This is a genomic window from Comamonas sp. UBA7528 (assembly GCF_002479375.1).
Taxonomy (GTDB): domain Bacteria; phylum Pseudomonadota; class Gammaproteobacteria; order Burkholderiales; family Burkholderiaceae_C; genus Comamonas.
Map to the genome: position 1 here is coordinate 184,173 of NZ_DLMU01000016.1, position 21,070 is coordinate 205,242.

Below are 21,070 nucleotides of genomic sequence, written 5' to 3' on the forward strand. Positions count from 1 at the left end.
TGAGGGCGAGGGAGTGCGCAGGGGCTTTGTCTTCAGCCGTCGCTGTCTTCGTTCAGCTTCTGGCGCACCACGTCCGGTGTCAGGGTGGGCACAAAGCTTTCGATGAAGTGGTAGGCATAGTCGCGCAGCCAGATGCCCCGGCGCACGGCAATGCGGGTGAGGTTGATCTCGAACAGATGGCGGGCATCGATGGCGCGCAGCAGGCGGTCCCGTTCGGGGTCGAAGGCGATGGAGGCCACGATGCCGATGCCCATGCCCAGCTCCACATAGGTCTTGATCACGTCGGCATCCATGGCGGTCAGCACCACCTTCGGTGCCAGGCCTTCGCGTGCAAAGGCCTCGTCAATGTGGGCGCGCCCGGTGAAACCATGCTCGTAGGTGATGATGGGGTACTGGGCCAGGTCCTCCAGCGAGATGGGGGTGGTCTGCTGCAGCAAAGGGTGTTCGGGCGGCACGATCACGCTGTGGGACCAGCGGTAGCCGGGCAGGGTGACGAGCTGGTCGTAATCGGCCAGGGCTTCGGTGGCCACGCCGATGTCGGCTTCCCCGGTCAGCAGCATGTCGGCAATCTGCTGGGGCGAGCCCTGGCGCAGATGCAGGGTGACGCCGGGGTAGATCTGGCGGAAATCCCGCACCACGGCGGGCAGGGCGTAGCGGGCCTGGGAGTGGGTGGCCGCCACATAGAAAACGCCGGTGTCCTTTTCCTTGAAGTCCTTGCCCGCGTTCTTGAGGTTGCCGGCCTCCAGCAGCAGCCGGTCGATGATGGGCAGCAGGGTCTTGCCCGGGGTGGTCAGCCCGGTCAGCCGCTTGCCGGCGCGGGTGAAGATCTCCACCCCCAGCTCCTCTTCCAGTTCGCGGATCTGCCGGCTGATGGCCGGCTGGGAAGTGAACAGCACGGACGCCACTTCCGTCAGGTTGTAGTTGTTGCGGGCGGCTTCACGGATGGAGCGCAGTTGCTGGAAATTCATGGTGAGGGCTCCACGGTGTGCAGTGGGTTTTTCAGTGGGTGGTTTCCAGAAACTCCAGCTGGTTGCCGGCCGGGTCCTTGATGTAGATCTGCTGCGCCGGCTGGTCGGGGTGGCTTTCGATGAAGGCCAGGTCAAAGGCATGCAGGCGCTGCTTCAGATCGCCAATGCCCTGCACGTTGAAGGCCACATGCTGTGAGGGCTTGCGGCCTGTGCCGCCGGCCTCCGGCGTGAAGCACAGGCGCTGATCGCCCATCTCGAACTGCAGCAGCTGCTTTTTGTCGGAGGACTGCAGTTCATGGGCGCCCAGCACCGTGGCATAGAAAAAGCGGATGGCTTCTTTCGAATGGGCCGGAAACTGAAAATGGATGTGGTTGATCGACGTAATGATCATGTGCGTGCGCAGCCCTTGCGGCCCGGGCAATCCGCCGGGTTTGCAATAAGCCATTTGTATTCAAAGGGATGGAGAAGCGGCGCCAGCGTTTTCTGCGCCTAAAAGGTGACAGAAACCCGCCGGGGTTGACGGCCCGGGAAGGGGCCGGTCAGGGACAGGGAAATACCGTGCGCTGGAGTAGGTCGGTGGCGCTCATCAATGCCTCGCCCAGAAAGAGAGTGGGTATGGCATTCACTATAAAAAAAGACGCTTATAAATACAATAAATGTTTTATTACTTTTTAATTACCTAAAGATATTTAGATTGCTGAATAGGCCTGCTTGGCTGCTTGGTGCGCTGCCGTGGGTGATTGTTAATGTGGCGCCTGGGGTTGGCGCCGTGTGCAGGGCAGGGCCGTTCTTCGGGCTCCTTATGAAAGCCGCCAGCGCCCCCGGCCACAGATGGCCGCGGGCGCTGGCGGTAGTGCGCCGGGCCGCCTGGGCGGCGCCGGTGTCAATGCCGGTGGTTGACCTTGCGCGACAGGGTTTCGCCGGCGAACTGCACGATGGACACCAGCGCCACCAGGATCACGATGACTTCGAACATCACCCGGGTTTCATAGCGTTCGTAGCCGTAGCGGATGGCCAGGTCGCCCAGGCCGCCGGCGCCCACGGCACCGGCCATGGCCGAGGCGTTGACCATGGCGATCACGCTCACCGTCATCCCGCCGATGATGCCGGGCAGGGCTTCGGGCAGCAGCACATGGCGAACGATGTGCCAGCGCTTGCAGCCCATGGCGCGTGCGGCTTCCACCAGGCCCGGGTCCACATCGTTCAGGCTGACCTGTGCGATGCGGGCATAGAAGGGGATCAGGTTGACCGACAGCGGCACCACGGCCGCCCAGGTGCCCAGCGTGGTGCCGACGATGCTGCGGGTGACCGGCAGCAGGGCCACCAGCAGGATGATGAAGGGGATGGCGCGGAAGATGTTCACCGTCACCGACAGCCCTTTGTAAAAGCGCGGCCGCGTGTACAGGCCGCGTGGACCGGTGATGGTGAGCACGATGGCCAGCAGCAGCCCCAGGCCAATGGCAATCACCGAGGAGGTGGCCACCATCAACAGGGTTTCGGCAAAAGCCTGCAGGTATTTGTCAATCGGCGCGGACATAGCCCAGCAGCTCCAGGTGGTCGGCGCCGGTGGAGTGGCGCAGTGCATCGAGGGAAGGCAGATCGGCGGCCGGTGTAGACACCAGCAGCTGACCCAGTGAATGGCCGCGCAGCCGGTCCAGACCGCCGTGCAGCAAGGTGGCCTGGCTGCCCAGGGCGGTCAGGGCCTGCAGCGGCAGGCCCTGGGGGCGCTGGGCGCCGGCAAAGCGCAGGCTGAGCACGGCGCGGTCGGCGCTGCTGGAGGGCTGGGACAGCAGCTGGCGGGCCATGTCGGGCGGCAGGCCTTGCTGCAATGGTTGCAGCAAGGCCTGCGTGGCGGCGGCCTGCGGCGCACCGAAGACGCGCCAGACCTCGCCGATTTCCTGCACCTGGCCCTGGTCCAGCACCAGCACGCGGTCGCAGATGGCGCGGATCACGGCCATGTCGTGGGTGATCAGCACCACCGTCAGGTGCAGCTGGCGGTTGATGTCGCGCAGCAGGGACAGGATGGACTGTGTGGTTTCCGGGTCCAGCGCGCTGGTGGCTTCGTCGCACAGCAGCACTTCAGGCCCGTGCACCAGGGCGCGGGCAATGCCGACGCGCTGTTTCTGGCCGCCGGACAGCTGGGCAGGGTAGGCATGGCCCTTGTCCGACAGGCCGACCAGGGCCAGCAGCTCGTCCACCCGGGCCTTGATGATGGCCGGGCGTTCGCCGGCCACACGCAGCGGCAGGGCCACGTTTTCGCGCACGGTCTTGGCGGACAGCAGGTTGAAGTGCTGGAAGATCATGCCGATGCGCCGGCGCAGTGCGACCAGGGCGTTTTCGTCCAGCTGCGCCGGGTCCACGCCGTGGATCTGCACCCGGCCTTCGGACGGGGTCTCGAGCGCATTGATGGTGCGCAGCAGCGTTGACTTGCCGGCGCCGCTGCGGCCGATGATGCCGAAGACTTCGCCATGGTGGATGTCAAAGTTCACGCCCGACAGCGCCTGGACCTGGCTGCTGCGGCCGGCGTAGGACTTGCCCACGCCATCGAACACGATGTGCGGTGCCAGTTGCACCGGAGGAGGGAGGGTGGTCATGCAGTCGCTCAGAACGCCGGAATCAGCGTGCCTTCGTACTTGGTTTCGATGAAGCGGCGGATGGCTTCGGTCTGGAAGGACGCCACCAGGGCCTTGACCCAGGGAGCGTCCTGGTCCTTGCTGCGCACGGCAATGATGTTGACGTAGGGGTTGTGCTCGCGCTTTTCCACGGCGATGCCGTCACGGGTGGCGATCAGGCCCACCTGGTAGGCAAAGGTGTTGATGACGGCGGCGGCGTCCAGATCGGGCACCGAGCGGGCCAGGACGTTGGAGGCGGCTTCCACCAGCTGCAGCTGGCGCGGGTTGGCGGTGATATCGGCCAGCCCTGCGGTGCCGGAGAAGGGGTCGAAGCCGTCGCGCAGCTTGATCAGCCCCTGGTCGCGCAGGATGACCAGGGCGCGGGTCTGGTTGCTGGGGTCGTTGGGGATGCCCACGCGCGCCTTGGCTGGCAGATCCTGCAGGCGCTTGTGCTTGTTGGAGTAGAAGGCGATCGGGGCGATCAGGGTGTTGCCTGCGGAGACGATCTGGTAGCCGCGCTGGCGCACCTGGTCCTGCAGAAAGGGCAGGTGCTGGAAGGCATTGGCTTCCAGATCGCCGTTGTTCAGTGCCTCGTTGGGGCTGACCGCGCCACCCAGGACCACCAGTTGCACATCGAGGCCCTTGGCCTTGGCGGCCTTGGCCACTTCGGCCCACAGCTCTTCACCGATGCCACCGCGGATGCCCACGCGTACGCGCTGGGCCGCCTGGGCGGAAGGGAGCTGCAGCAAGGAGGCGGCGCCGGTGCCCAGCAGGGCGGCCAGGGCACCGCGGCGCGACGTTTGCGAAAAATCGATCATGGAAGGCTCTCTCAGAACGCGGGAATCACCGAACCCTGGTATTTCTGCAGAATGAACTGGCGCACCGGCTCGGACTGGTAGGCGGCCACCAGTTGCTTGGCCCAGGGCGCATCCTGGTCCTTGGCGCGCACGGCGATGAGGTTGGTGTAGGGGTTGCGCTCGCGCTTTTCCACGGCGATGCCGTCGCGGGTGGCGACCAGTCCCGCCTGGTAGGCGAAGCTGTTGACGATGGCCGCGGCGGCCAGGTCGTCCAGCGAACGGGCCAGCACCACCGAGGCCACTTCCACCAGCTCCACCTTCTGGCGCAGCGCGGTCACATCGGCCAGGGAGGCGGTGCCGGTGAAGGGGTCGAAGCCGGGTTTGAGGTCCAGCACGCCCTGGTCACGCAGCACCACCAGGGCGCGGGTCTGGTTGCTGGGGTCGTTGGGAATGCCCACGCGGGCACCGGCGGGCAGGTCGGCAAGGCGCTTGTACTTGCGGGAATAGAAGGCGATGGGCGAGATGTAGGTGTCACCCGCCGACACCAGCTGGTAGCCGCGCTGCTGGTTCTGGTCGCGCAGGAAAGGCTGGTGCTGGAAGGAGTTGGCTTCCAGGTCGCCGTTGTGCACACCTTCGTTGGGGCTGACCGAGCCGCTGAGCACCACGGACTTGACGTTCAGGCCGCGCTCCTTGGCGACCTTGGTCACCACTTCCCAGATTTCCTCGTCCACACCGCCACGCACGCCCACGCGGATCAGGGCCGGCGTGGTGGCAGCCGCAGTGGCCAGGACGGAGAAGGTGCCTGCGGCGGCCGGCAGCAGGAAGGCGGCGGAGGTGCGCAGAAAGTCGCGTTTGTTCATGGTGAATCCGGTCGGTGGGATGGAATGGGAGGCAGTATCCCGGGCCGCCGGGGCCCGGGCAACGAAGCTTTGCGGCTATGCAAATGCGCTTTGCGCATGAGGGCGGGGGGCGGTGCCGGCCAACGTCTCAGGCAAGGCAATCAGCTCCAGCTGTGCGCCATGGGTGTGGCCATGCACCACAGGGCCCAGCGGGTGGGCCTGGGTGGTGTGCAGGCCGATGGCAAACGGGCCTTCACCCTGGGAGGCCAGCCGCTGTGCGGCCTCGGCACTGGCGCTGGCGGTTTCCAGCTTCAGCACGGTGCTGCCCAGTTGCAGGCTGGCAGCACCTTCGGCGGGGAGAGGGACATCCGCCAGACCCAGCAGGGCGCGGTAGCGTTCCAAGGTGGCGGCCACATCGTGCACGGCCACACGCAGCTCGGCCACGCCCTGCACGCCATTGGCGTGTTCGCGCACCGGGCCTTCGGGCACGCGCAGGGCGCGGGGCGTAACGTCGCCGCACAGGAAAGGCAGGTCGGGCGTGGCAGGACGTGCGTTCTGCCAGCGCAGTTCCACCCCGTCGGGGCGCAGCCGCCCGCCATCCACCGGGGGCTGGTAGGCCAGGCCACGCGACAGCGCCTGCGCCACCACCTGGGAGGTGGTGCCGGGTAGCAGCGCAAAGTCCACGATGCCGGGGCCGAAGCGGCTGAGCTTGGGCCACCAGGGGTGGGCTTCTTCGGGGGCTTTCCAGGCGATCAGCTCGAAGTAGGAGCCGTCCTGGAACACCACCAGCGCGTTGTGGGTGGCGCGGCCCGGGTGGTCGCCACCCGGGGTGACGGTGAATCCCAGGTTGCGGTAGTCATGGATGGCGCTGTGCAGATCGTGCACGGCAATCACGATGTGGTCCAAAGGCAGTGACATGGGGGCTTTCTCAAAGGAGGGAAAGCGCCATGCTCGCCGTGCCGGCGGCGGGCGGCAAATACGGAATACGGCTTTGGTTATGCGGTTTGTGCGGGTGGCTGCATATCTGCTGGCCGCATATCCAAGTGCGAAAACAGAGGTTCAGAAAAGCGAGCGGTATTCCTAGCATGCAGGCCATCTGGAAGGTTTCCCCCGAAGTCTTCCGCCTCTTGCATAACAGCGCCTCAATGGCATGAAGGATGGATCGTCTCGTGCAACTGCAACACAAAAACAAACGTCAATGGTGGTGGCTGGCAGCCATGGCTGCAGGGGTCTGGGTGGCGGGCTGCTCCCAGCAAAGTGCCACTTCGGAGGGGGCCTCGGCAGGCGCGGCCGTGCAGGGTGGGGAGCTGGTCTATCTGGAGCAGCAGGCCCACACCAATCTGTATCCCCCAGCTGGCGGCTTCTATCCCAATGGCGGTGTGCTCAACCAGATCACCGACAAGCTGACCTACCAGGACCCGAAGACGCTGGAAATCCAGCCCTGGATTGCGGAGTCCTGGAGCATCAATGACCAGGCCACCGAGTTCACCTTCAAGCTGCGTTCCGGCGTGACCTTCTCCGACGGCACCCCGCTGGATGCGGCGGCCGTGGCCAAGAATTTCGATACCTACGGCCTGGGCAACAAGGCGCTGAAGCTGCCGGTGTCCGAAGTCATCAACAACTACCAGCGCAGCGAGGTCATCGATCCGCTGACCGTGAAGTTCTATTTCAGCAAGCCGTCGCCAGGATTCCTGCAAGGCACCTCGGTGATCGGCTCGGGCCTGGTGTCGCTGGCCACGCTGGAGCGGCCTTTTGAAGAGCTGGGCGATGCCACGCGCATCATCGGCTCCGGCCCCTTCGTGGTGGAGCGTGAGACCCTGGGCAAGGAGCTGTTGTTCAAGGCGCGTGCCGATTACAAGTGGGGCCCTGCCCAGCATGCGCACCAGGGGCGTGCGCGCCTGGACAGCATCCGTCTGGTGGTGACGCCGGAGGACAGCGTGCGCATCGGCGCGCTGCTGTCGGGCCAGGCGGGCTTGATCCGCCAGGTGCAGGCCTATGACGAAAAGCGAGTGCAGGAGCAGAAATTCCAGATCTATGCACCTTCCACCCGCGGCGTGAACAACAGCATTGCACTGCGTCCGGACAATGCCCTGGTGGCCGATCTGCGCGTGCGCCAGGCGTTGCTGCATGGTACGAACACCGCCGAAGTGGTGCAGACCCTGTTCTCGGCCAACTACCCGCAGGCCACTTCGGTGATTGCCAAGTCCGCCGCCGGGTATGTGGATCTGTCGTCGGACCTGAAGTTCGATCCGCAGCAGTCGCAACGCCTGCTGGATGAAGCCGGCTGGACCGTGGGGGCCAACGGCCTGCGGCAGAAGGATGGCCAGGAACTGGTGCTGACGGCCTATGAATCCCTGCCGCAGCCGCAGAACAAGGAAACCCTGCAACTGGTGGCCCAGCAGTGGGGCAAGCTGGGGGTCAAGCTCAATGTGCTGGCCGGCGATGCGGGCAGCAAGACGCTGGACAGCCTGGATCCGGCCAAGACGCCGGTGGCGCCGGGCATGGTGGGGCGCGCCGATCCGGATGTGATCAAGAGCAACTACTACCCCACGAACCGCAATGTGCTGCTGCAAAAGGGCGGCGTGAGCCAGAAGGTCAACAGCTTTGTGGATGACAAGCTCAACGGCCTGCTGGACGCGATTGCGGCCGAGACCGATGCCGCCAAGCGTCTGCAGCTCACCGGGGACGTGCAGCGCTATCTGATTGCCCAGGCCTATGTGATTCCGATCTTCGAGGAGCCCCAGGCCTTTGCCGGTGCCACGACGGTCAAGGATGTCGGTTTCGAAGCTGTGGGGCGACCCAGCTTCTATGCCACCTGGCTGGCCAAGCCTTAAGCGGAGGCGCGCATGACGGCATATCTGTTGCGGCGCACCGGCCAGGCCCTGCTGGTGCTGTGGGCGGCGTTCTCGGTCTCGTTTGTGCTGCTGCAGCTGATGCCGGGGGATGCGGTGCTGATCAAGTTCCTGAATCCCGATCTGGGGTTGGGGCCGGAGCAGATTGCCGATATCCAGGCCGCCTATGGCGCGGACCAGCCGGTCTGGCGCCAGTACCTGCACACCTTGGGGCAGTTTCTAACAGGCCATTTCGGCTATTCGCTGCAGGCTGGGGTACCGGTCAGCGAAGGGCTGGCCACCAATCTGCCGCCCACGCTGCGCCTGGCTGCACTGGGGCTGGCTGCCGCACTGCTGCTGGCACTGGGGCTGGCGCTGGCCGCCAGCGTGGTGCGGGTGCGGGCCGTGCGTGCGCTGCTGCAGTCGCTGCCCTCGCTGTTCGTATCGATCCCGGTGTTCTGGCTGGGGATCATGCTGATTCAGTGGGTGTCTTTCCGCTGGGGCTGGGTGCCGGTCATCAACCCCGGGCCGTGGCAGGGGCTGATCCTGCCCACGCTGACCCTGGCAGTGCCCATTTCCGCGCCCCTGGCGCAGATCCTGATGCGCAACCTGGACGCCGCGTTGGCCCAGCCCTATGTGGCCGTGGCACGGGCCAAGGGCGCATCGCAGCTGCATGTGCTGCTGCGCCATGCTGCACGCAACGCCTTGCTGCCGGTGCTGACCATGGCCGGTGTGCTGTTCGGCGAGCTGCTGGCCGGTGCCGTGGTGACCGAGGCGGTGTTCGGCCTCAATGGCCTGGGCAGCCTGACCCAGCAGGCCGTGGGCAACCAGGACACGGCGGTGTTGCAGGCCGTGGTCATGGTGTCTGCCGCGGCCTTTGTGACCATCAACCTGATCGTGGACCTGCTCTATCCCTGGCTGGATCCACGGCTTCGCCATGCGGCAGGAGGCTGACGCGATGAATGCATTGACACACAACGAAGGGCTGGCGCTGCGCGCACCGGCGGCGGATTCCTTGCAGGACGCGGTGCCGCCGGTTGGCGTGGCGGCAACAGCTGCAGCCGCAGCTGTTGCGCCCCCCCGTACACGCTCATGGGCGCATGGTCTAGGCCTGCCGCTGCAACGCGCACGGCAGATGCCGCTGGCCCTGTGGCTGGCCTGGGGCGTGCTGGCTGTGGTGCTGTTGTGGGCCGTGGTGCCCGGCTGGTTCAGCAGCCACGATCCCCTGGTGGGTCTGGCGGGCCAGCAGCTGCGCGAGCCGGGTGCCGGCCATTGGCTCGGGACGGATGCGCTGGGGCGCGATGTCTGGGCCCGGGTGGTGCACGGTGCCGTGCATTCGCTGTCCGGCGCACTGGTGGCCGTGGGGGTGGGCCTGGTGGCCGGCACCGCATTGGGCCTGCTGGCGGGCGCCGTGGGTGGCCGCACCGACGAGGCGCTGATGCGGGTGGTGGACGTGCTGCTGGCCGTGCCATCGCTGCTGCTGTCGCTCACCATCATCATCGTGCTGGGCTTTGGCACCGTGAATGCGGCGATTGCCGTGGGGGTGGCGTCGGTGGCCAGTTTCGCGCGCCTGGTGCGTTCGGAAGTGGTGCGTGTGCGCCGTACGGAATATGTGGAGGCGGCCTTCGGCAGCGGCGGGCGCTTTGGTGCGGTGCTGTGGCGCCATGTGCTACCCAACTCGCTGACGTCGGTGGTGGCGCTGGCAGCGCTGCAGTTCGGCACGGCCATTCTGGCCATTGCCACCCTGGGCTTTCTGGGCTATGGGGCGCCGCCGCCCACGCCGGAATGGGGGCTGCTGATCGCCGAAGGTCGCAATTACCTGTCCACGGCCTGGTGGCTGACATCGGCCCCCGGGCTGGTGGTGGTGGCGGTGGTGCTGGCGGTGAACCGCATCAGCGTGTCGCTGTCGGGAGCACGCCCATGAGTGCCTGGCAAATCTGGCGCCAGCGCCTGCTGCGCACGGCAGCGGCAGAGCCGGCCACCGTCACTGTACCGGCGCCGGCGGATGGCCCCTTGCTGGAAATCGACAACCTCCAGATCGCCTACCGGGAAGCCGACGGGCTGCGTACCGTGGTGCATGGCGTATCGCTGAGCGTACATCCCGGCGAGGTGGTGGCACTGGTGGGGGAGTCCGGTTCGGGCAAGTCCACCACGTCGCAGGCCGCGATCGGATTGCTCCCGGACAACGGCCAGGTGGTGGGCGGCAGCATCCGCCTGCTGGGGGAAGATGTGACCCAGGCCGGCGAGGCGCAATGGCGCAGCCTGCGCGGCCGCGTGGTCAGTCTGGTGCCGCAGGACCCGACGGCCTCGCTCAACCCCGTGCGCACCATTGGCGCGCAGGTGGCCGAAGTGCTGCAACTGCACGGTTGGCGCGATGCCGCTGCCGTGGAGCAGCAGGTGGTGGAGTTGCTGCGCAAGGTGGGCCTGTCGCGGCCGGAGCTGCGCTACCGCCAGTACCCGCACGAGCTGTCAGGGGGCATGAAGCAGCGGGTGCTGATTGCCATGGCGGTGGCGCTGAAACCGGCGCTGATCATTGCCGATGAGCCGACCAGCGCCCTGGATGTGACCGTGCAGCGGCGCATTCTGGACCTGATCGATACCCTGCGCCGTGAGACCGGCACCGCAGTGCTGCTGGTCACGCACGATCTGGGGGTGGCGGCCGACCGCTCCCACCGCATCGTGGTGCTGCGCCAGGGGCGGGTGCAGGAGGCCGGCGAGACGCTGCAGGTGCTGCGCCAGCCGCAAAGCAGCTATGCCCGCCAGTTGCTGGCCGATGCGCCGGCCCTTTCTGCGCCGGTGCTGCGCGCGGCAGAGCAGGGCGATGCCGCAACGGCCACCGAATGGGCAGTGCAGGTGCAGGCGGTGGAGCACCACTTTCCTGTACCAGGCCAGCGTGAGCCGTTCAAGGCTGTGGACGGGGTGTCGTTCCAGGTGCGGCGCGGCAGCACCCATGCCATCGTGGGCGAGTCTGGATCGGGCAAGACCACCACCATCCGGGCCCTGGTGGGGCTGCTGCGGCCCACGGCGGGGCAGATCCGCATTGCCGGAGAGGATGTGACCGCGTTGCGCGGTGAGGCATTGCGCCAGTTCCGCCGCAAGGTACAGCTGGTCTACCAGAACCCCTATGCCTCGCTGGATCCGCGCCAGACCGTCTGGAGCATTGTGGAGGAGCCGCTGCGCAACTTCGCGCCGCTGCCCGCCGCCGAGCGCCGTCAGCGCGTGCAGGCGACGCTGGAGCGCGTGGGGCTGGCACCCGAGCTGCAGCAGCGCCGCCCGCATGCGCTGTCCGGCGGCCAACGCCAGCGCGTGGCCATTGCCCGTGCCCTGGTGCTGCAGCCCGAGGTGCTGGTATTGGACGAAGCCGTATCCGCACTCGATGTGACGGTGCAGGCCCAGATCCTACGCCTGCTGGAGACGCTGCAGCAGCAGCTGCAGCTGACCTATGTATTTGTCACGCACGACCTGTCGGTGGTGCGTCAGATCGCCCACACCGTCTCCGTGCTGCAGCACGGCAAGGTGGTGGAGCAGGGCACGGTGGAGCAGGTGTTCCTGCATCCCCGCAGCCATTACACCCGTGAACTCATCGCCGCCATTCCCGGCACAAGGAGCATTGATTTTGTCCAATCTCAACAATCTCACCCCCACCCCGAAGAAACGCCTGGGCTACTTCAGCCGCTTGCTGGATGACGCGCCAGCCGGCGAACGCTACCGCCTGGTGACCGAACAGATCGCCCACGCCGAGAAACTGGGTTTCGAGTCCGCCTGGGTGGCCCAGCACCATTTCCATGAACAGGAAGGCGGGCTGCCTTCGCCGCTGGTGTTCCTGGCCCATGTGGCGGCGCGCACGCAGCGCATTCGCCTGGGAACGGGCGTGGTGACGCTGAGCATGGAAAACGCCATTCGGGTGGCGGAAGACGCCGCGGTGCTGGACCTGCTGTCCGGCAGCCGTCTGGAAGTGGGGCTGGGAACGGGTGGTACGGCCGAATCGTTCGAGGCCTTTGGTGTGGGCAGCCAGGAACGGGGCGCGGTGTACGGCCGCAACCTGGAGGTGCTGCGTGCGGCCTGGCGCGGCGATGCCTTGCAAGGTGGCGTGCGGGTCTACCCCGCCGCCCCCCATCTGCTGGGCCGTATCTGGCAGGCCACGTTCTCGGTGGAAGGCGGGCAGCGCGCCGGTGCAGCGGGTGAAGGCCTGATGCTGTCGCGCACCCAGCCCCGCCCGGACCATGCGCCCAGGCTGTCGCTGTCGGAGATCCAGAACCCCATCATCGATGCGTATCTGGCGGCGCTGCCGGCCGGGCAGGCACCGCGCATTCTGGGATCGCGCACGCTGCTGGTGGCGGACCGCCGTGAAGACGCGCTGCGCTGGGCCGAGACCGGGCTGCGTCGCCTGGCGGTGCGCCATGCCCATGCATCGGCCGGCCCGTTCCCGCGTGTGGACCCCCAGGCGCCCCTGGAGCGGCTGATCGAAGCCTACGACGTGCACCTGGGAACGCCCGAGGAGGTGATCGCCTCGCTGCAGGCCGATACGGCGCTGGCGCGTACCACGGACCTGGTGTTCCAGGTGCATTCGATCGACCCACCGCATGCGGCCATCCTGCGCTCGCTGGAGCTGACGGCCCGGATCGTGGCGCCCGCGCTGGGTTGGAGCGGTGCCGTTGGTGCCGCTGCCGTGCAGGCCGCCTCCAGCGAACTGCAAGTGGCTTGAGAAAGGCAGAACCATGACTGAAATCGTGCACGCACAAGAAGAAGCCGCACAGGCTGCACAGGCTGCGCAACCCGACGTGATCGATCTGCTGGCCGGTATTGCGCCGGGCGACTGGTTGGACCAGCTGCGCCGGTCGCGCCCGCAGACCCGTGAGCAGGCGCAGAAAAGCCATGCCGCGCTGTTTGCGCCTGCCGCCCCGGTTGCGGGGCAGGTCAGTGCGGCAGAGCGCCATGCGGTGGCCGCCTTTGTGGCCCTGTTGCACCAGCAAGCGGCGGTGGCAGACTTTCATCTGCACGCCCTGGATGCGCTGGCGCCCACCTGGGCCCAGGCGGTGCGCCATGCCGCTGCCGTCGGTACGGTGCAGGGCCCGTACGGGCATTTTCCCGAAGGGCCGTTGACGGTGGAAGACCGTGAAGGGCTGGAGCTGCACCTGTCCGATACGCTGCGTACCGTGCTGGGGGGACGCCTGCATGCCGCGCTGCGGCACGCGCATTTCCTGGTGTTCCATCCGCGGGATGCGCAACCGCAGCGCCTGCGCGCGCTGGAGGCCGCGGGCTGGTCGGCCGACGACATCGTGGTGTTGTCGCAGCTGGTGGCCTTCCTCAGCTTTCAGATCCGGGTGGTGGCGGGGCTGGGGGTGCTGTCTGCACACTGGAACACCACTGCAGCCGCGGCGGCACGTACCGGCGCGCCGCAGCCGGTGGCGCACGTGCACGAAGAGGTGGTGCCGGGCACGGCCCCCATTGTGTTCACCCAGGCCGAATTGGACTGGCAGCCCTGGCTGGCGCCGCTGGAAGAGGCTGCGCTGACGGAGCGCCACTATGACGGACTGGTGGATGCCGTCCGCGCCAAGTCGCCGTATTTCCGCCTGCTGGCGCGCGATCCGGACACGCTGGGCGCGCGCACCCGCACCGACAAGGACATCTTCTACAACCCCGAAGCCGGCCTGCCACGGGCCGAGCGGGAGCTGGCTGCGGCTGCCACATCGCGCCACAACGGCTGCATCTATTGCGCTTCGGTGCACGCCCGGTTCGCCAGCCATTTCTCCCGCCACCGCGACGATGTACAGCGCCTGCTGGATGAAGGCGTGCACGCCGATCTGGGCGCGCGCTGGAATGCGATTGTGGACGCCAGTGTCGCGTTGACGGATACCCCGTCCCGGCTGAACGCTTCGCATCTGGCCGCCTTGCGCGCACAGGGGCTGGATGCACAGGCCGCAGCCGACCTGTTGCACGCGGCGGCCTTCTTCAACTGGGCCAACCGGCTCATGCTGTCGCTGGGGGAACCCCGGTACTGACTGCGGAAGCGATGGCGTAACGGCGCATTCCGGTCTCCGGCGCCTGCGGTCACCTGCTGCACCTTTGCATCTGTGCATCTGTGCATCTGTGCATCTGTGCAGTTTCGCTGACCTATATAAAAAACCGCTGTGTTCTACACAGCGGTTTTTTATTGGAAAGACTCTAAATTGAAAGCATACGCTGTCCAGTCTGCGCAACCTGTAGGCCTTCTGGCGAGTTCAGAGGGCCGGCGCATCTGCTTTCCCGTCGCGCTATGTCTGGCTGATCCGCGCCGCGAGGCCGCTGGCGGCGAATTCCCGCACGATGTAATCCACGAACACCCGGACCTTGGCCGGCACGAGCTTGCGGCTGGTGTAGTAGATCGACAGCGGCCGCGATTCGGCATACCAATCGGGCAGTACGCGCACCAGGGCACCGCTGTCCAGCAACGGCAAGGCGTGCGGCAGCGGCAGCAGGGCAACGCCCATGCCGGTGGCTGCAGCGCGCGCCATGGCCTCGGGATCGTCCATGACGATAGCTGGGCGTACGCTGGCCACCAGTTCCTGCCCCTCTTTGTTTTTCAGGGCCCAGGGCATCAACCGCCCGGTGGCCAGTGAGCGGCGCAGCAGGCCCTGGTGGCGCGCCAGGTCCTGTGGGTGTTCGGGCATGCGATGGGTCTTCAGGTAAGCGGGCGAGGCCACCAGCACGATGCGCAGATGCGCCAGTTCACGGGCGATCAGCGCATCGGTGAGTTCGATGCCGCCGCCAATGGCGACGTCGAACCCTTCCGCCACGATGTCGACCTGGCGGTTGTCGAAATGCAGGTCGGGCACCACGTCCGGATAACGGCGCACGAATTCGCCCAGCAAGGGGACGATGTATTCACGGCCCACCGTGTGGGCCAGTGCCAGTTTCAGGGTGCCCGCAGGCTTGCCCGCGCCCTGGCGCAGGTCTGTCAGTGCATCGTTGATTTCGCTCCATGGCAGTCGTACCTGGGCATACAGGCGTTCGCCATCGGTGGTGAGCGCGAGGTGGCGGGTGCTGCGCTGGAAAAGCCGCACGCCCAGCCGCGTCTCCAACTGGCCCACGCTTTTGCTGATGGCGGCGGGTGTCAGTCCCAGCAGGCGTGCCGCCGCTGAAAAGCTGCCCTCGTCGGCGGAGGTGATGAAGGCGTCGAGGTGGCTGCGCAGTTCGGTCAACATGGCGCCATCTTATACAAATGGTTGAAATTGAATGCTTAGTTTAATGACTACCGGAAATAGGTGGAGAGGCACACACTGCAGCCATCAACCACCCCTTTTGAAAGGAAACGCCATGAACACCATCCCCCACTCCACTTCTACAGCCTCCGCCGCCGTGGGCAAGCCCCTGGCCGGGAAAGTCGCCTTCATCCACGGCGGCTCCCGCGGCATCGGCGCTGCCAGCGCCCGCCGTCTGGCCCGCGACGGTGCCCGTGTCGCCATTGGCTACGGTGCCTCGGCCATCGCAGCCGAAGCATTGGCCGAAGAGATCAAGGCCAGCGGTGGCGACGCCATCGCCATCCATGCCGATGCCACGGACGCCGCTGCGCTGACCCGTGCCATCGACAGCGTTGCGACGCGTTTCGGCCGCCTGGACATCCTGGTCAACAGTGCCGGGGTGCTGGCACTGGCGCCGCTGGAGCAGTTCAGCCTGGAAGACTTCGACCGGACCGTGGCCGTCAACATCCGCTCGGTGTTCGTGGCATCGCAGGCAGCAGCCCGGCACATGCAGGAGGGCTGCCGCATCATCAACATCGGCAGCACCAACGCGCAGCGCATGCCATTCGCCGGTGGGGCCGCCTATGCCATGAGCAAATCGGCCCTGGTGGGACTGGTCAAGGGACTGGCCCGCGACCTGGGTCCGCGCGGCATCACGGTGAACAACGTGGCCCCCGGCCCGGTGGACACAGACATGAACCCCGAAACCGGCGATTTTGCTGCGACGATGCACGGGCTGATGGCCATTCCGCGCCATGGCAAAGCCGATGAAATTGCCGGCATGGTGGCGTACTTGGCCGGGCCGGATGCCGCATTCGTGACGGGCGCGGATCTGCTGATTGACGGCGGTTTCGCTGCGTGAAGCAGGGCGCGCAGAACTGAAACTGTGCCTTGGCGGAGGGCTGGCCGGGATGGGTATCCGCTTCCAACCCCTCCCTGCTGCTTGGGAGGGAGGGTGGCAGCGGTGAACTGCTCCTGCTCCTGAAGTTCAGTTAACCGGCCGGGAAAAAGTGAATCCGGTATTCAGCAATGCCTTGAGCCCTTCGTGTGCGGAGGCCATCGCTGCTCACCCCGTGGTGCTCCACGCACGGACATGGGCCCGGAACGGACAAGCGTCGGATGGACCGGCGCTTGTCAGGTGAGGTGCGCGCGAGGAGCGCTGGTGCGGAAACCGAACGCGCTTACTGAACGGGGACCAGCAAGGCGGGCGCACCAAATTGTTCGAGCTTGCCCTGGCTGCGTTCCACATACTGTGTCCAGAACTGGCGCAGTGCATTCATGGTTTGCGGATCGCGATACACGCCGCTGTCCTTGGCTCCGGCTGCAGAGCTTGTCTGTACCAGGCCTGCACCCAGCACAAAGACGCGGGCGCCAGCCAGATCGCCAAACATCTGCGCTGCTTCGACCTTCTTCAGCTCCGTGGCCACATCCAGCCGGCGCACGTTCTTGGACGCGTAAAAGCTGCTGATGCCCGAATGCTCCAGCATGTCGGACACCAGAAACACGATCTTGTGGCTTGCCTGGGAGCTGCGCACCCGTGCCGAGATGGCTTTGATGCTGCCCATCACATCCGACTTGGCGAAATCGGGGTTGAGTCCGCTCAGCGCCTGGTTCAGTGCAGCAGCGGCTGTGCGGCGCCCGAAGTCAGCTTGGCCTTTCATGCAGGCATCGAAGCTTTGCAGCACACGCGCGCCAATGCTGTCGCGCCGGGAGGCGGGCAGAGGCTGCTCGAGCGTGCCGGCGCTGAGCACCTGCAGGTATTGCCCTTGCCCGTACGAGGAAAAGCTGGCGATGGTGTAGGCGTGGCCTGGAGCGATCAGCCGGCCCACGTTGTCGCGCACCGAGGCCTGAAGAGCGACATCAAGGGGGGTGGTCTGGTCCAGCAGCACGAAGAGTTCGGTGGTGGTCGCCGGGGCTCTCACCTCCAGCTTGTTGGCTGCATAGCAGCTGGGCACATCATTGTCGGTGCCGGCCAGGACCGTGCCACACAGCGCAAACACGGCGACCGACAGCAGATTTTTGCAAAGCAGTTTCATCGTGTGCGACCCGGCTCAGAACAGCTCGTCAATGTTGGCAGCCGCATCGCGCTGGGCCTTGCGTTCCTTGAGCCAGGCCTGCAGCTCGGGCTTGGCCTTGATGGAGACTGGTAGCGATAGGAAGTAGGCTTTTTCAGCCTCGGCATTGTCCAGACGTTGGATTTCGGCCTTCACGGTTTCCACCTCGTCGGCCAGCGCCTGGGCGGGCGCAGGCGCCAGCGGCGGCATGGCATCGGCGGAAACCACCGCAGGGGCGGTCTCTACAGGCTTTGGCGACGCCGTGGGTTGTACCACTTTAGGTGCTGTCACGGCATGGCCTTGCTGGCCTGCGCGCTTGCGGCTCCAGACTTCATCAGCGCCCTGGGCCACGCTGGCACTGCTGGCGTCGGACTTGATCAGATAGTCGTCAAAGGTCTTGTCCAGGCTCAGGCGCGTATGGGCTTTTTCTTCCAGCTTTTGCTGCAGTTCCTTGAGACGGCCATTGGCCAGGTCGCGCAGTGGCTGTACAAAACGGAAGTACTCGGCGTAAGTGGCAAACCCGCGTGTGACCGTGAAGGCTGCACCGGACTCGCGTCCCACAAAGCTGTACTTGTAGCCCGCCCCCATGCCCACGATCTGGGTGATTACGAAGATGAAACCCAGCATGGCGAAGGCGGCGATGCCTTCAGTGGCTTTGGCGGTATTGGCATCGGCCTGTGCGGCTTTGTCCGCCTGGTCCTGTGCCTGGCTTACTTCGGCAGGCAGGCTGGCCGCAAAGGGGTTGCCTGAGGAAGTCTGGGCCTGCATGGCAGTTTCGCGAATGGTCTCGCCTTCCATGTTCTTCACGCGCATCACGGTGGAGGTGATAGCAATGAAGGCGATGGTGACGATGGCCGTGATCACCCAGGCGTAGTTGCCGGTGTCGTGTGAGTTTTCGGCCACGCGGTTGAGAGTTTGCTTGAATGCCGGCTGCTGTTGGTCGACGGCCTGGTCATCTTCCAGGGACACCAGATCGGCCGAGTATTCCTTGGCCCCCAGGTCTTTGAAACGTTTGAAGCACGAACGCAGCAACGCGGTGCGGCGGTACTGCCGGCCGGCCGAGTGGGTGATCCACACCAGCAGTACGCACAGCACGAACACAATGGCGACCATCAACACAGTATGTGTGTTGGCACTGCCTTCGCGCGCCATCCAGGTGCCCAGCAGATAGGAGAAGCCCATGCCCTCGGCAATCACTAGCACGACCAGCAGCGACCAGATCAAAAGCGGCGTGGGTGTGCGGCCCAGGTCGGCTGCCTTGCGCAGGTATTCGATGGATTGACCAAACTCTTGCGGCCCCACCAGCCGCGCAAAGGGCTTGTAGATGCTGCACAGGGTCTCTTCAGCGCGCAGCCAGCCGTCGCTCGAGTGTGTACGGTCCTTGGACAGCTGTGCGATGGAGCCCACCACTGGCAGGGTTGCCCAGAAGTCTCGCACCCACAGGCGAAAGCGTGAGCTGGCGACAAAGGACATGAACAGCAGAACCGATGCGGCCAGCAGTGTGATCGCGGTGATGTGTTCCGCAAGAAGGGTGGCAATAGAGTCCAAGATGGAGGTTCCCTCAGAGGTTGGATCGGGCAATAGGTGTTATTTGGCGAGTACGGGCGCGAATTTCGTCTGGTACATCTGTCCGGCGTAGGCGTAGACCAGGTTGGACTGGGGCGCTTCGCGCGGGTTGTCGTTGGGGATCACGACGTCCAGGCACTGCACGGGACCATCCACAAACACGCGGTACAGCAAGGCCTTGTCGCCCAGGTAGGTGTTGACTTCGGGCGTTTTGCGGAAGTCGGCCTTGGCCGAGGTATTGCCCTTGTAGTTGTCATACACCAGCAGTTCGGGCGCATGGGCGGGGGCTCCGCCATCGCGCAGTACGGCCACACGGTTGAGTGCCACCAGGTGGCTGCCAGCCATGCCGACCCAACTGGTGTTGTACAGGCCAGGCATGTACTCGGCGGTGTTGCGAGAGGGCGTTGCACCGTTGTTGGCCAGCGACTTCACGCCATGGGCTACACGTGGGCGGTCGCTTTGGCAGCTGCCCAGGCCGTTGGGCAGGCTGGCGTGGGCGGAAGACACCAGTGCGAAGGTCGGCTTGGCCTTGAGCTCGCCAATCTGGACTGCCCTGGCCTGCCCCGTGATGGGGGTCCCGCCAAAGTCGAATTCACGCACCCCGAGTGCTGTGGGGGTGGCTGGCACGCCGCGGGAGGTGGTGGCTGCAGATGCCATCGCCGGTGAAGAGGTGCTGGAAGCAGCCGTATCGGCGTTGGTGCTGCGGGCCTGCTCTGTGCGGCCCTTTAGAGGCTGCGTTTTGGTGCTCGATGCAGCCGGACCCTTGGCTTTAGCTTGCGCGGGAGTGCCCGCTTTTGCTTGCACGCCAGGTTGGGGTGCAGCCGTCCCAGGGTGTGTCGCAGCCTCTCGGTAGAAACTCAGATTGGGTCGCCGGTTGGCGAGGTATTCGGCAAAGGCCTCCCCGCTGCTCAGGTCCACAATCTCCACTCGCCGGTTCTTGGCCCGGCCTTCTTCCGAGCTGTTGTCGGCAATAGGCAGCGTCTCGCCCGCACCTTGATAGAAGATCTGGGTGGCGGCAAAACCATGCGCCGCAAAAATCCTGGCGATCTCGCTGGCCCGGGCTTCGGCCAAGTCCGCATTCAGACGTGAATTGCCGGTGTCATCGGTGTGTCCGACCAGCAAGATTCGCATGTTGCGCAGCCGGGCCTGGGCGGCCGCCTTGTCCTGGGGCTTGCCGTCTTCGGCGACGCGCTGGTAGGCTTGAGCCACTTCGGCAAAAGCCTTGCGTGCCTGTGCGGTGGGCGTGGCGGAGCCGCTGGGGAATTGCTCGCCCGTGTCGATGATGGACACGCTCATGCCCACGGGCTTGGAGCTTGCACTGCTGGTGCTGGAGTTGTTGGTCACTTCGATATCGCTCACCAGCAGTTCCAGGTGGTGGCTTTGCGCAATCTTGTGCAGTTCGCATCGGCGGCGGTCAATGTCATTGCCGATGAGGCCGCCCAGGGTGGCGCCAAGGCCTGCACCCAGCGCGATGCCGGCCTTCTTGTCCGACACTTGGCTGCCGATCACGGCGCCCAGTACAGCTCCAGTGACGATACCCACATTGCGTGCTGATGACGCACAGGGATCGCTGCTGGCAAATGTGTCGCGGATCATTTGCCCACCCTGTTCCAGGGTCTGGCAGCCCGTGGTGCCCAGCACCAAACCAGCCACGACGACAGTTTTCTTCAGACCCCACCCGGCCGCAGCAGGCGTGCCGTCCTTATCCACGGGTCGGCGCATTAGACGCGTCATCTCTTGCTTTCGTTGTAATGGTTCTCAGCCGTGCGCAGTGCGGCCGTGGACGAATGCCAAGCCAACAGGAGGCCAAGCCTTCGGTGCCAATTGTTAGTAATTTGAAGAATTGTAGCTATTTGTCACAATGTTTCTGGTGGCTGAGCGTGTACGGGGCCCGGGGGGATTCAATGCGCCATTCGGATAAGTGGACACAGAGGCGATGTGCATGGCCCCGTGCGCGCCTGCTTTATGTGGTCGGCGCCCATTTTTCAGAAGCTGTTCGATACACCGGGTAGGACGCAGGGCCTCAAGCCGGCAGTTACAGCGGGCAAGGGAAGGGCTTTGTATTGCTGCCGTTTGCATTCACACCGATGTGGTGGGCAATACAGAGCAAGATCAGGTACAGCAGGCCGTGATGGCCTTTGTGGTGCGCAGGTTGTCGATGTGTGAATCGACCAGAGTTTTGT

At 65.4% G+C, this 21,070-nt stretch carries 18 protein-coding genes and 1 pseudogene; 8 read left to right on the top strand and 11 right to left on the bottom strand.

Annotated features, from left to right (window positions below; all coding sequences use genetic code 11):
• Positions 1 to 32 precede the first annotated feature (32 nt).
• The 7 genes from B3349_RS20320 to B3349_RS20350 form a co-directional block, all read right to left on the bottom strand.
• Positions 33 to 968, bottom strand: coding sequence for a CysB family HTH-type transcriptional regulator (locus B3349_RS20320; protein ID WP_291591495.1), 936 nt, complete (start codon positions 966 to 968; stop codon positions 33 to 35).
• A 31-nt stretch (positions 969 to 999) separates the two neighbouring features.
• A complete protein-coding gene (locus tag B3349_RS20325) occupies positions 1,000 to 1,359 on the bottom strand; it encodes a VOC family protein (protein ID WP_291591496.1) in 360 nt (119 codons plus the stop codon).
• Positions 1,360 to 1,851: 492 nt separating this feature from the next.
• Positions 1,852 to 2,505, bottom strand: coding sequence for a methionine ABC transporter permease (locus B3349_RS20330; protein ID WP_291591497.1), 654 nt, complete (start codon positions 2,503 to 2,505; stop codon positions 1,852 to 1,854).
• A complete protein-coding gene (locus tag B3349_RS20335) occupies positions 2,489 to 3,562 on the bottom strand; it encodes a methionine ABC transporter ATP-binding protein (protein ID WP_291591498.1) in 1,074 nt (357 codons plus the stop codon). The genes B3349_RS20330 and B3349_RS20335 overlap by 17 nt, the downstream gene beginning before the upstream one ends.
• 8 nt (positions 3,563 to 3,570) lie before the next feature.
• Positions 3,571 to 4,398: a MetQ/NlpA family ABC transporter substrate-binding protein gene (locus B3349_RS20340; RefSeq protein ID WP_291591499.1), complete on the bottom strand. Its 828-nt coding sequence runs from the start codon at positions 4,396 to 4,398 to the stop codon at positions 3,571 to 3,573.
• 11 nt (positions 4,399 to 4,409) lie between these two features.
• On the bottom strand, positions 4,410 to 5,237 hold the full coding sequence (locus tag B3349_RS20345; protein WP_291591501.1) for a MetQ/NlpA family ABC transporter substrate-binding protein: 828 nt from the start codon (positions 5,235 to 5,237) through the stop codon (positions 4,410 to 4,412).
• A 75-nt stretch (positions 5,238 to 5,312) separates the two neighbouring features.
• Positions 5,313 to 6,134 carry a VOC family protein gene (locus B3349_RS20350; protein WP_291591504.1) on the bottom strand — a complete coding sequence of 274 codons (822 nt, stop codon included), beginning with the start codon at positions 6,132 to 6,134 and terminating at the stop codon, positions 5,313 to 5,315.
• Between the two features lie 299 nt (positions 6,135 to 6,433).
• Here B3349_RS20350 and B3349_RS20355 point away from each other — a divergent pair, with 299 nt between their 5' ends.
• The 7 genes and pseudogenes from B3349_RS20355 (at position 6,434) to B3349_RS20645 (ending at position 14,049) form a co-directional block, all read left to right on the top strand.
• The gene (locus tag B3349_RS20355) at positions 6,434 to 8,050 is read left to right on the top strand and encodes a TIGR04028 family ABC transporter substrate-binding protein (RefSeq protein WP_291591524.1); all 1,617 of its coding nucleotides are present in this window, start codon (positions 6,434 to 6,436) and stop codon (positions 8,048 to 8,050) included.
• 12 nt (positions 8,051 to 8,062) lie between these two features.
• Positions 8,063 to 9,001: an ABC transporter permease gene (locus B3349_RS20360; RefSeq protein ID WP_272971120.1), complete on the top strand. Its 939-nt coding sequence runs from the start codon at positions 8,063 to 8,065 to the stop codon at positions 8,999 to 9,001.
• Positions 9,002 to 9,005: 4 nt separating this feature from the next.
• Positions 9,006 to 9,971 carry an ABC transporter permease gene (locus tag B3349_RS20365; RefSeq protein WP_291591506.1) on the top strand — a complete coding sequence of 322 codons (966 nt, stop codon included), beginning with the start codon at positions 9,006 to 9,008 and terminating at the stop codon, positions 9,969 to 9,971.
• Positions 9,968 to 11,734 (top strand): dipeptide ABC transporter ATP-binding protein, encoded by a 1,767-nt coding sequence (locus tag B3349_RS20370; RefSeq protein ID WP_291591507.1) that lies wholly within the window; start codon positions 9,968 to 9,970, stop codon positions 11,732 to 11,734. Before B3349_RS20365 ends, B3349_RS20370 begins: the two co-directional genes overlap by 4 nt.
• On the top strand, positions 11,664 to 12,752 hold the full coding sequence (locus B3349_RS20375) for a putative FMN-dependent luciferase-like monooxygenase (protein WP_291591508.1): 1,089 nt from the start codon (positions 11,664 to 11,666) through the stop codon (positions 12,750 to 12,752). The genes B3349_RS20370 and B3349_RS20375 overlap by 71 nt, the downstream gene beginning before the upstream one ends.
• A 13-nt stretch (positions 12,753 to 12,765) precedes the next feature.
• Positions 12,766 to 13,383: pseudogene (locus B3349_RS20640) on the top strand (CMD domain protein); the annotation flags it as partial.
• A 90-nt stretch (positions 13,384 to 13,473) separates the two neighbouring features.
• On the top strand, positions 13,474 to 14,049 hold the full coding sequence (locus B3349_RS20645) for an alkylhydroperoxidase domain protein (RefSeq protein ID WP_349682204.1): 576 nt from the start codon (positions 13,474 to 13,476) through the stop codon (positions 14,047 to 14,049).
• 252 nt (positions 14,050 to 14,301) lie between these two features.
• Here B3349_RS20645 and B3349_RS20385 read toward each other — a convergent pair whose 3' ends face one another.
• On the bottom strand, positions 14,302 to 15,231 hold the full coding sequence (locus tag B3349_RS20385; RefSeq protein WP_291591511.1) for a LysR family transcriptional regulator: 930 nt from the start codon (positions 15,229 to 15,231) through the stop codon (positions 14,302 to 14,304).
• Positions 15,232 to 15,343: 112 nt separating this feature from the next.
• On the opposite strand from B3349_RS20385, the gene B3349_RS20390 reads away from it, so the two are divergent.
• Entirely contained in the window at positions 15,344 to 16,129 is a 786-nt protein-coding gene (locus tag B3349_RS20390; RefSeq protein WP_291591512.1) for an SDR family oxidoreductase, read from the top strand.
• Positions 16,130 to 16,448: 319 nt separating this feature from the next.
• On the opposite strand, the gene B3349_RS20395 is transcribed toward B3349_RS20390, so the two are convergent.
• Genes B3349_RS20395 through B3349_RS20405 form a run of 3 tightly spaced genes read right to left on the bottom strand, consistent with a single transcriptional unit; the run spans position 16,449 to position 20,621 of the window.
• On the bottom strand, positions 16,449 to 17,303 hold the full coding sequence (locus tag B3349_RS20395; RefSeq protein WP_291591514.1) for a hypothetical protein: 855 nt from the start codon (positions 17,301 to 17,303) through the stop codon (positions 16,449 to 16,451).
• A gap of 15 nt (positions 17,304 to 17,318) precedes the next feature.
• The gene (locus B3349_RS20400; protein ID WP_291591515.1) at positions 17,319 to 18,869 is read right to left on the bottom strand and encodes a hypothetical protein; all 1,551 of its coding nucleotides are present in this window, start codon (positions 18,867 to 18,869) and stop codon (positions 17,319 to 17,321) included.
• A gap of 39 nt (positions 18,870 to 18,908) precedes the next feature.
• A complete protein-coding gene (locus B3349_RS20405) occupies positions 18,909 to 20,621 on the bottom strand; it encodes an OmpA family protein (RefSeq protein ID WP_291591516.1) in 1,713 nt (570 codons plus the stop codon).
• Positions 20,622 to 21,070 lie beyond the last annotated feature (449 nt).

What these genes read in the sequence shown, in the direction of transcription:
- B3349_RS20320 (WP_291591495.1), bottom strand. Translation starts at nt 968, where the DNA reads ATGAATTTCCAGCAACTGCGCTCCATCCGTGAAGCCGCCCGCAACAAC.
- B3349_RS20325 (WP_291591496.1), bottom strand. Translation starts at nt 1,359, where the DNA reads ATGATCATTACGTCGATCAACCACATCCATTTTCAGTTTCCGGCCCAT.
- B3349_RS20330 (WP_291591497.1), bottom strand. Translation starts at nt 2,505, where the DNA reads ATGTCCGCGCCGATTGACAAATACCTGCAGGCTTTTGCCGAAACCCTG.
- B3349_RS20335 (WP_291591498.1), bottom strand. Translation starts at nt 3,562, where the DNA reads ATGACCACCCTCCCTCCTCCGGTGCAACTGGCACCGCACATCGTGTTC.
- B3349_RS20340 (WP_291591499.1), bottom strand. Translation starts at nt 4,398, where the DNA reads ATGATCGATTTTTCGCAAACGTCGCGCCGCGGTGCCCTGGCCGCCCTG.
- B3349_RS20345 (WP_291591501.1), bottom strand. Translation starts at nt 5,237, where the DNA reads ATGAACAAACGCGACTTTCTGCGCACCTCCGCCGCCTTCCTGCTGCCG.
- B3349_RS20350 (WP_291591504.1), bottom strand. Translation starts at nt 6,134, where the DNA reads ATGTCACTGCCTTTGGACCACATCGTGATTGCCGTGCACGATCTGCAC.
- B3349_RS20355 (WP_291591524.1), top strand. Translation starts at nt 6,434, where the DNA reads ATGGCTGCAGGGGTCTGGGTGGCGGGCTGCTCCCAGCAAAGTGCCACT.
- B3349_RS20360 (WP_272971120.1), top strand. Translation starts at nt 8,063, where the DNA reads ATGACGGCATATCTGTTGCGGCGCACCGGCCAGGCCCTGCTGGTGCTG.
- B3349_RS20365 (WP_291591506.1), top strand. Translation starts at nt 9,006, where the DNA reads ATGAATGCATTGACACACAACGAAGGGCTGGCGCTGCGCGCACCGGCG.
- B3349_RS20370 (WP_291591507.1), top strand. Translation starts at nt 9,968, where the DNA reads ATGAGTGCCTGGCAAATCTGGCGCCAGCGCCTGCTGCGCACGGCAGCG.
- B3349_RS20385 (WP_291591511.1), bottom strand. Translation starts at nt 15,231, where the DNA reads ATGTTGACCGAACTGCGCAGCCACCTCGACGCCTTCATCACCTCCGCC.
- B3349_RS20390 (WP_291591512.1), top strand. Translation starts at nt 15,344, where the DNA reads ATGAACACCATCCCCCACTCCACTTCTACAGCCTCCGCCGCCGTGGGC.
- B3349_RS20395 (WP_291591514.1), bottom strand. Translation starts at nt 17,303, where the DNA reads ATGAAACTGCTTTGCAAAAATCTGCTGTCGGTCGCCGTGTTTGCGCTG.
- B3349_RS20405 (WP_291591516.1), bottom strand. Translation starts at nt 20,621, where the DNA reads ATGACGCGTCTAATGCGCCGACCCGTGGATAAGGACGGCACGCCTGCT.